The sequence below is a fragment of the Allobosea sp. 10L422 genome, assembly GCF_056395345.1.
The window spans coordinates 1-13,633 of the sequence record NZ_JBFTJI010000020.1 but is presented as its reverse complement, the minus strand read 5'-3'; the positions used below and the strand labels follow the sequence as shown (position 1 = coordinate 13,633).

Here is a 13,633-nt window from a genome sequence, read left to right as displayed (position 1 = left end):
ATCGGTGCCCGTATGTCGCCGTTCCGAGGAATTCCGTTGAGGCGTTCAAGGCCGAGTATGCATCGCTTCATGAACTTGCTCGCAGCCGCGGAAAACACCTGCCCATTTTGAAGCGCCAATTGGCATCGCGGGGTATCGAACCGGCCTTGAGACATGAGCAGTGATCGCTTCATTCTACCGGCTATCTGCCATTCCGCCGGATCTCTAGGTCCATCTCCCAATCGTCAGCGTGAAGCCCGGCCCCTCAAGGCCGGGCTTTTTTGCGGTTTGGAGCAGTCATTGAGCATGATTTCGCGGAAGTACTATCCCTCAAACTGCGGAACTTAGCCCCCGGAAGACGCAAGACACGATTTAATGATTTCAATGACTTAGATTCCCGCTTGCGGAAGCACTATGCCTCTCTCTTCACCCGGTGAAGAGAGAGGCATAGTGTTGCCGCGATTGTCGGTCGAGTTCCGCAATCTGCCTCTGGACGCCCGGCCTGAGCCGGGCGTCCAGTATAATTCTAAGGCATTCCGATCATAGCTTGCTGCCGAGGTTGTCGCTTCCCGTCGCCAGCCTGCTTCGCCGGCACTGGAGCCTAGGCGGTCCAATTCCTTAGCCCCCTCCCCGATTTAGGTTCAGCGTAACGCTGCACGCGAGCAAGCCTGCGCATAGCAGTAAGGCCCGTATCGAGTAGGACCCAACTTACCAAATTGGCCCTCAGCTGACGTCTGGAACGTCCGCTTTCCGCTATCGAACTATTCCAGAGACCAAGCCAGGCAACCTCTCGAAACGCTTGGGCAATCGCCGGCGAGATTGAAACGCTTCGGCTCGCGGAACATATCGACTCGTATGTTGTTTCGTTGAGATCGAGCGGACCGTACCGTCCGCAATGCGTCGGCCTTTTTTTGTCCGCGCCCTTAAAGTTCATCGCTCATGACAGACACCACCCTACGAGGCGTCCCCGACGCCACGACCGTTCACGCGTCTTCTGCAGTGTCGTGGGGCGCGGTCCTCGGAGGCGCCGTGGTCAGTGCGTCGATCTCCCTCATGCTCCTCGCCGCCGGAGCCGGGCTGGGCTTCGTCTCGGTCTCGCCCTGGACGAATGTCGGTGTCACGGCCGCCACGTTCGGCATCGCAGCCATGATTTGGCTTGCCGTCATCTCCTCTCGGCCGGCGCCGGGGGCTATCTCGCCGGTCGTCTCCGCACCAAGCGTGTGGGCCTTCATACTGAAGAGGTGGCCTTCCGCGACACCGCTCACGGCTTCATAGCCTGGGCCGTCGGTGCGATCCTCAGCACGGTCCTGCTGGCCTCGGCCGCCTCCGCGGTGATTGGCGGCAGTGCCCGCCTTGGTGCCAACGCAGCGTCCGGTGTCGCCTCTGCCGTCTCCGGCGCAGCGAGCCAGGCTGCCGGTCGCCTCGATCTGTCGAGCCTCGACCCGTCGGCCTATGTCACCGACACGCTGTTTCGCGCCGAGAGACCCGCTCCCTCCTCGGCGGACACGGCTCCGGCTCGCGCCGAGGTCGGCCGGATCATCGCGATGAGCATCCGCAACGGCGACATGGCCCCTGGCGACAAGACCTACGTCGCCAACGTCATCGCCGCCCAGACCGGCATCAGCCAGCCCGACGCCGAAAAGCGCATCACCGACGCGATCGCGAAGACCAAGGAAACCGCCGCCAACGTGGAGCAGACCGCTCTTGAGGCGGCTGACATGGCCCGCAAGGCCGCCGCCTCCTTCGCACTTGCGACCTTCATCGCGATGCTCATCGGGGCGCTGGCGGCCAGCTATAGCGCCATGCTTGGTGGTCGCGCCCGCGACAAGGTCCACGTCTGATCCACGCCTGCAATCCCGACAACCGGAGAATTCCAATGGCTACGAATGCACCAAAGGCTCTCGACGACATGTTCCATGACATGCTCAAGGACGTCTACTACGCCGAGAAGCAGATTCTGAAGGCACTGCCCAAGATGGCGAAGGCGGCCAAGTCGCCCGAGCTCAAGAAGGCCTTCGAGGCGCATCGCGAGGAAACGGAGGGGCATGTCGAGCGCCTCGGCGAGGTCTTCGAGGTAATCGGCAAGGCGCCTCGCGGCAAGACCTGCGACGCCATCCTCGGGATTCTGGAGGAAGGCAAGGCCGTCATGGAAGACTACGCCGACAGCCCCGCCCTCGATGCCGGCCTCGTGGCGTCCGCCCAGGCGGTCGAACATTACGAGATGACGCGCTATGGCACGCTGAAGTCATGGGCGAAGCAGCTCGGCCACAACGACGCGGCGGCGCTGCTCGATGCCACGCTTGCCGAGGAGACCAAGACCGACAAGCTGCTCACCCAACTCGGCGGGCCGGCAAACTCGGCGGCCGTCGCGCAAGCCAAGGCCGCGTGATCCGATCGCTTCCTTTGGGGCCTCTCTTCTCGCCGGAGAGAGGGCCTCACTGCGTTCATGTTCGTGTGTCGCGACACGATAACTCCCCGAAACATTTCCTGATCGCCTCGACGAAACCAACTCCGCATCGCGCAAGATCTCCTCCTCAGGTCTCGAGGAAAAAGCGGACCATCTCACGCGAGGCATCGGGGCCCGTCGCATCGGTATAGCTTCCGCCGCGGTCACCTCCTGACCAGGCATGACCGCCGCCGTGGATCAGCCAGTGCTCGGCGAGTGCAAGAGCATTGCCATGCGCGATCAGCGACCGGGTCACGCGTTTGCCATTGATCACCGCATCGGTCTGAAACTCTGCTGGCTTCCCCTGCGCGGATCCCGCGAGATCGAAAACAGCCTTGCCGTTCGATGGATGAACCGTGGTATCGGCGGTTCCGTGGAAAATGATCTTCCTGATCCGCGAATGGCCTGTTGCCGTCGCTTTCGCATTTCCCTTCATTGCAGCGAATGCGGACATGACGTCGCAAGCCGCGCCGTGAGGCAGGCCAGAATGAATGCCGGCTGCGGAAAAGACATCGGGATGGGTCGAGGCCAGGACATCGGCCATGGCTCCGCCCGCCGAAAGGCCGGCAACGAAAACCCGCTTGCGATCGATCTTGAATTCCGACGACAGTTCCTGGGCGAGCCCAGCCAGAACGGCCGGCTCCCCGGCGCCACGCCCTTGATGACGAAGGTCGAACCAGTTCCAGCAACCCTGCACGTTGGCGGATTTCGGCTGCGAAGGGTAAGCGACGATCAGCCCGAACTCCTCGGCCAAGACATTCATCCGGGTGCCACGGGCGAAATCATCCGGATTCTGTGTGCAGCCATGGAGCATCATCACCAGCGTGAGCTCACGGCCGGCATGGCCCCTCGGCACGTAGAGCTTATAGGCCACTGAGCCCGCGGCCGATTGGAACCTGCGTGTCCAGAAGTTTTCACTGTCCCCCGCATCTTCCGGGACGGTGTAATCATGGCTCGGCGTGTGGACGAAGCTCCCCCGCTCGTGCCGAAGTTTCTGCAGGATCGCCCGGAGGCCGCGCGGCGGCAGCGCTTCGGAACCGCCACTGGGTTGTGTGCTGCTATCAGGATCGCCTGGGCCATTCGCCCCCCGTCCGGCCAGAGCATGCTGTATCGCAGTTGTCGCGCCGGTCACGTCGGATGTCCGCAGGCGGCTCATGGCTTCGCCGATGGCGGCGTGAAAGCGCGGATTCATGGCGAAGGTCCTTTGGGTCATGCCAATCGATCGGCTAGGGCGGCCTTGATCTCGGGGGATGCGTGCAGCGCCCCAAGGATGGTGAGGGAGGCGATGGCTTGTCGCGCCAGTTCCGGGGAAACGTCGCCAGCGATCACGGCCAGGCCGAGGACCCGGATATCGAGCTGCTCCCCGGCTGCGACCACGGCTTCGAGATCCCGCCGCGTGAAGGTCCGCAGCCCCAGTTCGAGTGCGAGGCGCGTCGTCGCCTTCGCGGCGACATCGGAATGGGTCGAAAGCTGGTTGCGGATCGCGGTGCGGATGAAGTCCGAGCGGTTGGAATAGAAGCCGTCGCGGACCAGCAGGTCGATGCGGCCGAGATCCACGAACCCGAGGTTAAGCGTCAGTTTCTCACTGTCAGGAGTTTTCATCTTAGCTCCATATGACATCCATATGGATGGTATATGGATGCATAAGAAGCGAATATCAAGGGCAGCTCGGCGGCGCCTGATCGGGCTGGGGGCATCAAAAGACGGCGACATCCTTCAGGCCGTGTGGCACCACATGACATAACCAGGAACATTCTCTGGGCGGGAACACGATCGGGGACAATTTGCCCACGCCGGAACTTCGCGATTCCCGCTTCATGCGCAGCCTGCTGGCGGCGTCGGATGATTGCATCAAGGTCATCGATCTCGACGGCAAGCTGTCCTTCATGAGTGAAGGCGGCCAGCGCGTCATGGAAGTCAGCGACTTCAACGCCATCAAGGGCTGTCCCTGGCCGGATTTCTGGGCGGGTCAGGGCAATACCGAAGCCAGGTTCGCGATCGAGGAAGCGCGTGCCGGCCGCAGCTATCGCTTCCAGGGTGCGGCTGATACGGCCGCCGGAAATCCACGATTTTGGGATGTCCAGGTCGGTCCTATCCTGGGGCCGGACGGCAAACCCGAGGCGATCCTGTCAGTGTCGCGAGACATCACGGCGATCAAGGAGGCCGAGCAGCGCCAGCGCCTGCTCGCGCTTGAGCTCAAGCACCGGATGAAGAACACCGTCGCCATGATTCAAGCGATCGCCAATCAGACGATCCGCGGCGGACCCGAGATGGACGCGATCAAGGAAGCCTTCACTGCCAGGTTGAGTACGATGGCCTCCGCGCAGGACATCCTGACTCAAACAGCCTGGGCCAGGGCGAGCTTGGCGTATCTCGTTGAAGAGTCGTTGAAAGGGCAAAGCGACCTCTCGCGTTTCCGGATCGATGGTACGGCGGTAGAGCTCTCTTCGAAGACCGCCCTGGCAATGGCGCTTGCGCTGCACGAACTAGCGACCAACGCTGCAAAATATGGAGCTCTCAGCCGAGATAGCGGGCGCATCGACATAACCTGGTCCGTTATCGAGGGGCAGTTCGTATTCGAGTGGCGCGAGAGCGGCGGCCCACTTGTCCAGCCGCCCACCCGTCGCGGCTTCGGATCGCGCATGATCGAGCGCGCCTTGGCGGGATATTTCAGCGCTGCAGCCGCCGTCGACTATCGGCCAGCCGGTGTCGTCTTTTCGCTCCTCGGCCCCATCGATGCACTCATTGCCGACTCATCAGACCGTCGCTCGAAAGGCTGCGAGGACGTCGGCTGGCCGATATGGCTTCCTGATGTAATGAACATTCTCGGGCAGGTCGCCTTCGCGCGGCATGACGCGCCCGCTTGCGACGACGATGAGGATGGGGGGCCAGCCCAATCGCACAGCGTGCGCCAGCTTCATTCCGTCCATGGAGCCAGGCATTTCGATGTCGGTGAAGACGACCGCGATATCGTGGCGGGCTTTGAGAATGTCGATCGCTTCGCCGGCATGGACCGCCTCGACGACCTCGAAGCCGGCATCCTCGATAAAGTCGGCGGCGTCCATCCGGAGCAGCGGCTCGTCTTCGACGACCAGGACGACCAGCTTTGACATCATGTGCTTTCGAGAGTGACCCTCAGCCAACTGCCGACGCCAGCTCTTGTTGCGTCGAATCGTAAAGAATTACGCAGTTTGTTCTTAGCACTTGGTTACGTTTGAGAATCTGGAGGCTCCCCGGCAGGCCGAGCACTTTTCAGCAAATCTTGGCTTTGTCCGCCTCAATTTCCTGCACGACATGTTTAGCTGATGCTGAGAGCCTCGACCAGGAACGCGACGCGAAGACGGCCCGGCTGACGGAACAGCGGCTGCGCCGGAAGGCTGATGAGCGCGCAGGCGGCGCTACAGTTCCGCAGAGGAATCTACCGTGAAGCCGCTTCCGCTCGTTGCGCGGCAGCGTCCCATCTTAATCATGCTTCGACAGCCGGAGTGCGCTTCGACCAATCCAGAAGCAGGTCGAACGTTCGTTCAGCGAGTTACTTTTAAGCGACCTGATTGAACTCAGGCAACGGGCACCCCACGACGGCCATATAACGGTCCGTCCAGTTGGTAACGGCGAGTTCAACCGCTATGCCACCTTCACATTGAAGGAGAATTTTGTAGGAAAACTCGCTCGGATCGACAGATTCTGTATCGCAGATCAGATACCCGACCCAATGATGCTCCTGATGCGTGCCAAACTGATATTTGGCGGGCAGCCTTCGACCACTGCGTAAAGCGACCGAGCCGGTTCCGTTGAGCATGGTTTGTGTCTCCGCTTGGCGGCGTGAGATGCGCCGCGACGGTCATTTCCAGAAGCGGTATGGAGACAACTGTGGCTGAGCCGAGCGCTCTTTCGACGCATATTGCAAGTCACGTTTCAGGTATGAAGGAAAAGCTGCGGACACTGTTCTCGATAAAGACAGCAGCGCAACCACCAAATGTGCAGAATGAATCTGCGACGGCAAAATGACATATGACCCACGCCTCAACGAGTAGGCATTGCGGCTCAGTTGGCGGCGGAGATCACGCTCGATCCGCGTATGGAGGCACGTCCACGAGCGTCCCGATGAGGCGGAGCAAGGCCCGTTGCTCGGGACTGTCCGACTTTCCGGAAACGAGGAAGGCTCCCAACTCCATATGTGACAGCTGGCCGCCTCCTGGGCCGTTCGGTTGGTGGATCACGAATGCTGCTCCGCTTGTCGGCTCCCGCCCCAGAAACCAGCAGTCGCCCGCGGGACTGCGATATAGTTCTCGCCGTTCGCTCATGATGTTGCGTCCTCCTGCGATAGACGATGGCCGGGCAAACGCGAAGTCGCCATGTAAGCAGGTCGAAGCTCGTCCCGTCGCCGGCGCTGCTCCTTTATGTTCCACCGATAACCTCCGACCATTGCTAGCTGAAGTTGCCCGCCGACAGCCGATGATAGCCCCCGCGCTTCTTTGAATAGGCGGCGCGAGCAGCCCCCAATATCGCCGATCTGTTGAGGTCGAATGCGACGAGGAACGAACTCTCGCTTCCGTCGATGATAGAGGGGCTTAAACTCCACAGAACATCAAGCTCGATCTGGAACATGACTTCCAGTGATGCCTCGGAACCCCAAAAGCTCACGCAGCCGCGAACAGGTTCATAACGTCGGATCGAGTTGGGAAAGTCGAGGCTCATGATCTGCACCCTCCGCCAAGGCGCGCCAGCTCAAGCTGATAGGCATCGACATGGCGCCTCTTCCGCGTCTTCCGCAGCCAAATCCCGCCCGGAAACGCGATCAGCGACCCCGCAAAAACCAACGACAAGTGAGGCATCAAAGGCAGATCATAAAATCTCCCCGCTGCCCACATGCCGACGCTGAAGAGCGCCATGGCGATCAATCCATAGATCGGCGCAGATGCCTCTGGCGCCGGAGCATAGCCGGCGGCTGCAAGCCGAGCCTTTTCCAGATGCAGATCAATGGGAGACATCATTTCAGGACGAGCGCGAAGGCCAGCGCGAATGCGGCAATGAGGCCGCCATGCGCGAACCAAACCAGATAGCGATCTGCGGCCCAATCGCGATAAATGAACCAGCTGCTGGAAATATTTGTCATCGCCGGGCTCCGTTTGGCCCAGATCGGGGCGCTTCGCGCAAATAGTAAAAGTCAAAATCTCGATGCGTTTCGAGACACTATAATATAATATGCTCAATGCTGTTTCGCAAGGCAGTGAGAGTTTTATTGTGATATTATTTTTAATCTGACGAATATCTGGGGATTTCAGGAGGAAAACGAACGATCGAATGATCGAGTTCTACCTCACTTAATGCTTCAAGGTATCTCGATGATGTTAGTCAAACACCGCCGACGCTATCGGGAAACGCGCCGGCTGAAGACAGCTTCACGGAATGGATGTGCCCCGGTTCACAGGAGGGCGCTGAAATCCGCGTCTGGCCAACGCCACCTCAGCGCATGGGGCGGCAGCTCTCAACAAATCTGAGATTGAAGCAAGGCGCTGCCTTCAAGTGATACCGCCGGTGAGTTCCGCACACCGCGATATCCGGCTCGATCCCGCGCTCATGCACCAGCCAGGCGAGGTTCTCGGCCGAGCCGTAGGCGCTGTAGGCGGCGAGCCTGGCTGGCGAGAGGCCGAAGCGCTCCTGCGTTCGGTCAAGCATGGTGAGGGCCGAGCCGACCTTGGCCTGCCGGCTGGCCTCGATATCGACGATGACGGCGTGGTCGAGGTCGATCAGGTAGTTGGTCGCATAGGCGAAGAAGGCGTGGCCCTTCAGGGCGCCGGTCTATTGCGCTGCTGGGTCAGAGCGCGAGATGAACTTCGGCTTCGCCTCGCTGGCCGCGCCCCAGGCGGCCTCGTCGAGCGTGTCAAGATACTCGCGCACCGAGCGCCGTGTCCGGGCGAGATCGTCCCAGTCGACCGGCTCGGAGGCTTCGGCCGAGCGCTGCTTGTTCGCGTCGGCTCGCATCAGGGTGGCATCGACCGCGAAGCCTTCGCCGCCGAGGAGGCCCTCGGCAATACAGCGCCGGACGGTCGTCTCGAACAGCTCGCGGAGAAGGTCGATGCACTTCCTCGCACAGGCGCCGCTCGGAGCGGATGCCGAAGCAATAGGCGATGAGCCGCGTCCGGATCATCAGTTCCGGATCGATCGAGGGACGGCCCATTTCGCTGTAGAACGGGCGCTGATGCGCGCGGATCTCCGATAGATCAACGACGCGGTCGATGGCGAGAACCTAATGATCGGCCGGGACGTGGCGACCCAGGCTGAACTCGTAGAACAAAGCCTCCTGCGCCACCTGCCGCTCGCCCATCATCGCGTCGCCCTCCATCCGAGGACGACTGAATCAAAAACTTCAAAGCCGCAGCAATGACGACTTTTTCAACATGGGGTAACGGTCTGGCTGCTCTTCTTCGGAGGCCGATAGGATTGTCTCCGCTGCAACAGAGGAGATCGATCATGGAATACTTTGCTGGGCTGGACGTCTCGATGGAGGAGACGCACATCTGCCTCGTCGATCGCGACGGCGCGGTTGTGCACGAGGTCAAAGCCGTCTCGTCCGCGGCGGCGATAGCGGCGGCCCTGGCGCAAGCGCTGCCCTGCACACGGGTGGTGTTCGAGACGGGCCGGATGGCGCCGATGCTCTACCACGGCTTGGCCGAGCTTGGTGTTCCGGTCGTCTGCATCGAGAGCCGACAGGCCTATCAGGCGCTCAAGACCCTGGCGACGCACAAGACCGACCGCAACGATGCGCGTGGGCTGGCGCAGCTAGCGAGAACCGGCTTCTACAAGGCCGTGCATGTGAAGTCGCTGCCGGCCCATGCGATTCGCGCGCTGATCGTCGCCCGCAAGAAGCTCGTCGGCCAACGCGTCACGCTGGAGAACCAGATCCGGGGTCTGGCCGTCGTGTTCGGCATCCGGCTGCCGCGTGGGCTCAGCCCGGCCTTCGTCGACGAGGTCATGCGGATGAGCGACGGCATCACCGGCCTGGCCGGCGCCATGCGCGGCCTCGTCGCCGCCCGGGACGCGGTTCTTGGCGCGGTCGCTGCCATCGACGCGGATATGAAGCGCCTCGTTCGCGCCTCCGATGCCTGCCGTCGGTTGACGACCATCCCCGGCGTTGGGCAGCTCACCGCGCTGGCCTTCACGGCGGCCGTCGATGATCCTGCACGCTTCCGGCGCTCGCGCGATCTCGGCGCCTATCTCGGCCTTGTGCCGCGTCGCTATCAGTCCGGTGAGATCGACTATGTCGGCAGCATCTCCAAGGTGGGCGACCAGCGCATGCGGACGCTGCTCTACGAGGCGGCCAACGTCATGCTCACCCGCTACAAGGGCGAGCTGAAGCTAAAGGAATGGGCGCTCGCCATTGCCAGGCGCTCGACCATGCGCAAGGCGCGGATCGCGCTCGCCCGCCGTCTCGCGATCATCATGCACGCCATGCTGCGGCATGGCGCCGAGTTCCGGCCTGCCTGACAATCAGAGCCGGGCAGAAGCAGACGAAACAGGAGGCCGCAACGAGCTCCCAAGCGGGAGCGACGCCCGAGGGAGGGAGCAGGTGATGGCGCCGATTCCGTAGCATGCCGCCGACCAGGTCGGCCGACTGCGCTTTCAACCAAGCCACCTTGCACCCAGCTGACCCCATCAAGTGCCGATGAGCACGCAGAGAACGCAGGCACCCAACGGCATCAACCGCTCAGGACCAAGCTGCCAGACCTTGACCCGTTAGAGAACGGTATCGGCGCAGAGCAGCTCGGGGTCATTCGTAATAAGGTGCATTCGGATGCGGCCTTCGACGAGAGGACACGCTATGCCGATCGAACATCAGCAACGTGACCGACGTCCCGCCTGGAACACGGGTCGCCTTATCGGGCCTAAGCCGCCCCTGAAGCCGCGTCATATCTGGGCAATTCGTACGCGATTGCAGCACGATCACAGAAAGCGCGATCTTGCCATGTTTAATCTGGCGATCGACAGCAAGCTGCGCAGTTGCGATCTGGCTCGCCTGCGGGTGAGCGACTTCGTGCCGGGCGGCACTGTCAGATTGCGTACGTCGATCATTCAGCAGAAGACGGGTCGCCCCGTGCCCTTCGAGCTGACTGATCCAGCGCGTGAAGCTTTGATGGCGTGGCTCCGACATCGTTTTCCGATTGAGGTCGATTGGTTATTCCTCAGTCTAAGTCGGAAAGGCGACCACGTTACGACCCGATAATATGGGCGCTTACTCAATGATTGGGTCTCGCTGATTGGGCTGGATCCCGCTCTTTACTGCACGCATAGCCTGCGGAGGAGCAAGGTCGCGTTGATCTACAAGCGCACTGGCAATTTGCGAGCGTGCTAACTCTTGCTGGGTCACTCGAAGTTGGAGAGTACGGTCCGCTACCTCGTATCGAAGTCGATGATGCGCTGATCCTCTCTGAGCAGACCGAGCTCTGACGATCCACAACAGCTGCGGCTGCAGCGTCCGCTGCAGCCGCTCGACTCATTCAAATGCCACACCAGAGCTATGGGCCGAATGTGGTCATCGTGTGATGCGCTGTGAAGTCTAGCTTCGACAACAAGCCATTCAATTTGCAATAACGCGTTCACAAAATACTTATTTGGAAATTTACGTCGCCCCTTCCACTACCTCGTCCGTCCAAACCTTAAACCGTGTCAGCGTATTCGGCCCGAATGTGGTGGCAATCGCAACATCTGCGGCGTCTCGTCCGCGCGCGATTAGCACGCGCCCAATACGCGGAACGTTGTTGCGTGGATCGAACATTTGCCAGCCTCCTTCGAGGTAGGCCTCGAATGACGCCGCAAAATCTCCCGGTGGATAAGGCGCCTGCGTGCCGACATCGCCTAGATAACAGGTGCAGTATCGCGCTGGAATGTTCATCGCACGACAAAATGCGATTGCGAGATGGGCGAAGTCGCGGCAGACGCCCTTGCCCTCGCGATAGGCGTCCAAAGCGCTTCGGGTGACACTGGCATCGTTGTAATCAAAAGCGATCCGCTGATGAACGTAATCGCATATCGCCTGGACGCGCGGCGCGCCTGGCGGGGTTTGGCCGAACAACTCCCAGGCGAGATCCAACATCCGATCAGAATCGCAGAAGCGGCTGGCTAGCAAGAAGACGATGCACTCCTCCGGCAATTCCTCAACCGGCACCTGGCTCGCTGTGCGGTTGTAGGGTTCCGGCAGACCGCTGTCGTTGATGATTGCGTCGGCAGTAATCCGCATCTTTCCTTGCGGGGCGAGTAACCGATTGCACCAGTTGCCGAAGCTGTCGCGATAAGCGCTGATCGCGACAGGAGGATTGATGCGGATGTGGTCCGGGGTCGCTAGATCGGAAACCCTGCTAAAATGTACGTTTAGCAATAGGATGAGGGGCGTCGGCTGCGGAAACTCGTAGTCGAGCTCATAGCCAATTCTAAGTTTCACACGAAGCCTTTTGCGCGTATTATCGGCGCGGTTGATAATTCTCAAATAGCATAGGTAGGTGCAGGACACTTGTGGAAAAGGCGATGCCGGCTGAATACAATCTTTGGCTCGAAATATCTCCGAAATACACTCGCGTCCAAGCGGCCCGAGCAGCCCACTGACTTACGCATTCTGGAGCTGATGAACTGACTTTTGCGGGTCAACTCGAGCTTAGCTCCGCCGCACCCAGCGAGCGGTGGCGGCCGAGGACCACCGCGGGCCAGGATCGTGCCGACCGTCTCCGCCGATGAAACCCGTGGTTTCGTAATGGACGAGCGGGCGGGAGGCGAGCCGGCCTTTTAGGGATCAGCGGCCGCGATGAGCCGTCCGCCGGCTAGGGGCCGGCGCCTTCATCTTCGTTGCGGCGACCTGAGCCTTTAAAGCGGCGTCTGCTGCCTCCTTGGCAAGGCGCAAAGCGCGCAGGTTATCTGTCTTCAGCCGGATCGCTTTCGACTGCTCGTCGTGGGTGTGTAGTGCGCCCAGGATTGCATCCTTGCGCTGCTGCTTTTCCACGAAAGCCGCGTTGGCGCGAGCCTTAATGTCATCCATCTTCATGTGACGTATCGACATAGGTATTCCTTTCGAGGAGTAATTCCGGAAAGCAAAAAGGGTCGGGAAATCCCGACCCTTCTCCAAATGTCCCTAAGACACGAACGCCGGCGCCGGTACATCCGCGGTCGCCACTAGCGTCGCTGTCAATGAACATCATCTACTGGCTCAGGCGACCTGCAGGTTATCCGCGGACATCTTACCCGACCGCGTGTCCTGGATCAGCTCGAAAGAAAGCTTTTGGCCTTCCTGGAGCGTCCGAATGCCGGCCCGCTCGACAACGCTGATGTGGACGAACGCGTCCTGCCCGCCGTCATCCGGCTGAATGAAGCCGAAACCCTTGTCGTTGTTAAACCACTTAACTGTGCCATTGGCCATGCTGACCTCCTGTAAGGCATGATTTCGCGCTCCGCGGATGCGGTCGCAATTCGATTCGAGCAGGAAGTTCGTTAGCAGAGCGCTTTACAGCGCGGGGCCAATTCGTTCGGCCTAGATCGATTAAGCTGATATAGGGGCGCAAAGATATTTTGTCAATTAATTCACGGGGCGGAATTTTGACTTAAAATATTTGATCCGAGCTAGCGAAAATTATCCGAGCCAAAACTGCGTTCTTGCCACCACGTCGACTGGCCGATAACAGCCGCTCCCTAACGATACGCCTCATGCCGCAATTCGCTGCAGTGCTCTCGCGCAGCGAGGTTGACGAGGCAGCGCGCTTGGTCGAGCGGTTCTCCGTCCGTGAACGAGAAATTGTCGAGCTGATCAGGACCATTGCTTATGTCCATTGGCCTCGATCGCCTCGAAACCGGCCGCTTCAATGAAATCGACCGCGTCCATCCGGAGAAGCGGCTCGTCCTCGACGATCAATACGGCCATGGGGCTGCTTTCGGTTGTGAACCGGATCAACTGCAGGCATCCGGCAATGTTGCCGGCGAATGGAAAGAATTGTCGGCATTATCCTTTCCAGTTCGTTATCGCGCCGCGGTGACCTGCCAGATGTCCGGTTTGAGGCAGGGCCCCAACGTCTGCAAATGGCGCACCGTAGCCTCTGGCCTCTGCCACTCCGAGAATGATTTGCGCGGGTAGTAGCCACTTTGTCGGATTAACGAGACCCGGTAGGTAAGTTGAGCATGATGGGCCGAGGTCATGATGAGTCTGATTGAGAAAGTATCGACGGTTCT

General features: G+C 60.4%; 12 protein-coding genes and 4 pseudogenes. 5 read left to right on the top strand and 11 right to left on the bottom strand.

Annotation, left to right across the window (positions count from 1 at the left end):
• The first annotated feature begins 1,130 nt into the window (after positions 1-1,130).
• On the top strand, positions 1,131-1,820 hold the full coding sequence (locus AC1DEZ_RS25995) for a hypothetical protein (protein ID WP_476781111.1): 690 nt from the start codon (positions 1,131-1,133) through the stop codon (positions 1,818-1,820).
• A 35-nt stretch (positions 1,821-1,855) separates the two neighbouring features.
• Positions 1,856-2,368: a YciE/YciF ferroxidase family protein gene (locus AC1DEZ_RS25990; RefSeq protein WP_476781110.1), complete on the top strand. Its 513-nt coding sequence runs from the start codon at positions 1,856-1,858 to the stop codon at positions 2,366-2,368.
• Positions 2,369-2,513: 145 nt separating this feature from the next.
• Here the strand turns inward: AC1DEZ_RS25990 and AC1DEZ_RS25985 are convergent, their stop codons facing one another.
• Together AC1DEZ_RS25985 and AC1DEZ_RS25980 are read right to left on the bottom strand one after the other, a co-directional pair.
• Positions 2,514-3,617: an extracellular catalytic domain type 1 short-chain-length polyhydroxyalkanoate depolymerase gene (locus tag AC1DEZ_RS25985; protein ID WP_476781109.1), complete on the bottom strand. Its 1,104-nt coding sequence runs from the start codon at positions 3,615-3,617 to the stop codon at positions 2,514-2,516.
• A gap of 17 nt (positions 3,618-3,634) precedes the next feature.
• Positions 3,635-4,027: a CopG family transcriptional regulator gene (locus tag AC1DEZ_RS25980; RefSeq protein ID WP_476781108.1), complete on the bottom strand. Its 393-nt coding sequence runs from the start codon at positions 4,025-4,027 to the stop codon at positions 3,635-3,637.
• Between the two features lie 215 nt (positions 4,028-4,242).
• Between AC1DEZ_RS25980 and AC1DEZ_RS25975 the strand changes: the two are divergent.
• A pseudogene (locus AC1DEZ_RS25975) lies at positions 4,243-4,842 on the top strand (HWE histidine kinase domain-containing protein); the annotation flags it as partial.
• A 339-nt stretch (positions 4,843-5,181) separates the two neighbouring features.
• On the opposite strand, the gene AC1DEZ_RS25970 reads toward AC1DEZ_RS25975, so the two are convergent.
• From AC1DEZ_RS25970 to AC1DEZ_RS25950, 5 genes and pseudogenes are all read right to left on the bottom strand, one after another.
• A complete protein-coding gene (locus AC1DEZ_RS25970) occupies positions 5,182-5,490 on the bottom strand; it encodes a response regulator (protein WP_476781135.1) in 309 nt (102 codons plus the stop codon).
• Between the two features lie 473 nt (positions 5,491-5,963).
• Positions 5,964-6,224, bottom strand: a complete 261-nt coding sequence (locus tag AC1DEZ_RS25965; RefSeq protein ID WP_476781107.1) for a hypothetical protein — start codon at positions 6,222-6,224, stop codon at positions 5,964-5,966.
• Positions 6,225-6,853: 629 nt separating this feature from the next.
• Positions 6,854-7,123: a DUF1488 family protein gene (locus AC1DEZ_RS25960; RefSeq protein WP_476781106.1), complete on the bottom strand. Its 270-nt coding sequence runs from the start codon at positions 7,121-7,123 to the stop codon at positions 6,854-6,856.
• Between the two features lie 292 nt (positions 7,124-7,415).
• Positions 7,416-7,541: a hypothetical protein gene (locus AC1DEZ_RS25955; RefSeq protein ID WP_476781105.1), complete on the bottom strand. Its 126-nt coding sequence runs from the start codon at positions 7,539-7,541 to the stop codon at positions 7,416-7,418.
• A 434-nt stretch (positions 7,542-7,975) separates the two neighbouring features.
• Positions 7,976-8,756: pseudogene (locus tag AC1DEZ_RS25950) on the bottom strand (transposase); the annotation flags it as partial.
• 143 nt (positions 8,757-8,899) lie between these two features.
• Here AC1DEZ_RS25950 and AC1DEZ_RS25945 point away from each other — a divergent pair.
• Together AC1DEZ_RS25945 and AC1DEZ_RS25940 are read left to right on the top strand one after the other, a co-directional pair.
• Positions 8,900-9,913 carry an IS110 family RNA-guided transposase gene (locus AC1DEZ_RS25945; RefSeq protein WP_476781104.1) on the top strand — a complete coding sequence of 338 codons (1,014 nt, stop codon included), beginning with the start codon at positions 8,900-8,902 and terminating at the stop codon, positions 9,911-9,913.
• Between the two features lie 334 nt (positions 9,914-10,247).
• Positions 10,248-10,873 (top strand): annotated as a pseudogene (locus tag AC1DEZ_RS25940) (tyrosine-type recombinase/integrase).
• 172 nt (positions 10,874-11,045) lie between these two features.
• Here the strand turns inward: AC1DEZ_RS25940 and AC1DEZ_RS25935 are convergent.
• The 4 genes and pseudogenes from AC1DEZ_RS25935 to AC1DEZ_RS25920 form a co-directional block, all read right to left on the bottom strand.
• Entirely contained in the window at positions 11,046-11,864 is an 819-nt protein-coding gene (locus AC1DEZ_RS25935) for a transglutaminase-like domain-containing protein (protein WP_476781103.1), read from the bottom strand.
• Between the two features lie 345 nt (positions 11,865-12,209).
• Positions 12,210-12,458 carry a hypothetical protein gene (locus tag AC1DEZ_RS25930; RefSeq protein ID WP_476781102.1) on the bottom strand — a complete coding sequence of 83 codons (249 nt, stop codon included), beginning with the start codon at positions 12,456-12,458 and terminating at the stop codon, positions 12,210-12,212.
• Between the two features lie 162 nt (positions 12,459-12,620).
• A complete protein-coding gene (locus AC1DEZ_RS25925; protein WP_476781101.1) occupies positions 12,621-12,830 on the bottom strand; it encodes a cold-shock protein in 210 nt (69 codons plus the stop codon).
• Between the two features lie 408 nt (positions 12,831-13,238).
• Positions 13,239-13,328, bottom strand: a pseudogene (locus AC1DEZ_RS25920) (response regulator); the annotation flags it as partial.
• Between the last annotated feature and the right edge of the window lie 305 nt (positions 13,329-13,633).

Coding starts and splice junctions, on each gene's coding strand:
- AC1DEZ_RS25990 (WP_476781110.1), top strand. CDS start 1,856: ATGGCTACGAATGCACCAAAGGCTCTCGACGACATGTTCCATGACATG.
- AC1DEZ_RS25985 (WP_476781109.1), bottom strand. CDS start 3,617: ATGAATCCGCGCTTTCACGCCGCCATCGGCGAAGCCATGAGCCGCCTG.
- AC1DEZ_RS25980 (WP_476781108.1), bottom strand. CDS start 4,027: ATGAAAACTCCTGACAGTGAGAAACTGACGCTTAACCTCGGGTTCGTG.
- AC1DEZ_RS25970 (WP_476781135.1), bottom strand. CDS start 5,490: ATGGACGCCGCCGACTTTATCGAGGATGCCGGCTTCGAGGTCGTCGAG.
- AC1DEZ_RS25965 (WP_476781107.1), bottom strand. CDS start 6,224: ATGCTCAACGGAACCGGCTCGGTCGCTTTACGCAGTGGTCGAAGGCTG.
- AC1DEZ_RS25960 (WP_476781106.1), bottom strand. CDS start 7,123: ATGAGCCTCGACTTTCCCAACTCGATCCGACGTTATGAACCTGTTCGC.
- AC1DEZ_RS25955 (WP_476781105.1), bottom strand. CDS start 7,541: ATGACAAATATTTCCAGCAGCTGGTTCATTTATCGCGATTGGGCCGCA.
- AC1DEZ_RS25945 (WP_476781104.1), top strand. CDS start 8,900: ATGGAATACTTTGCTGGGCTGGACGTCTCGATGGAGGAGACGCACATC.
- AC1DEZ_RS25930 (WP_476781102.1), bottom strand. CDS start 12,458: ATGAAGATGGATGACATTAAGGCTCGCGCCAACGCGGCTTTCGTGGAA.
- AC1DEZ_RS25925 (WP_476781101.1), bottom strand. CDS start 12,830: ATGGCCAATGGCACAGTTAAGTGGTTTAACAACGACAAGGGTTTCGGC.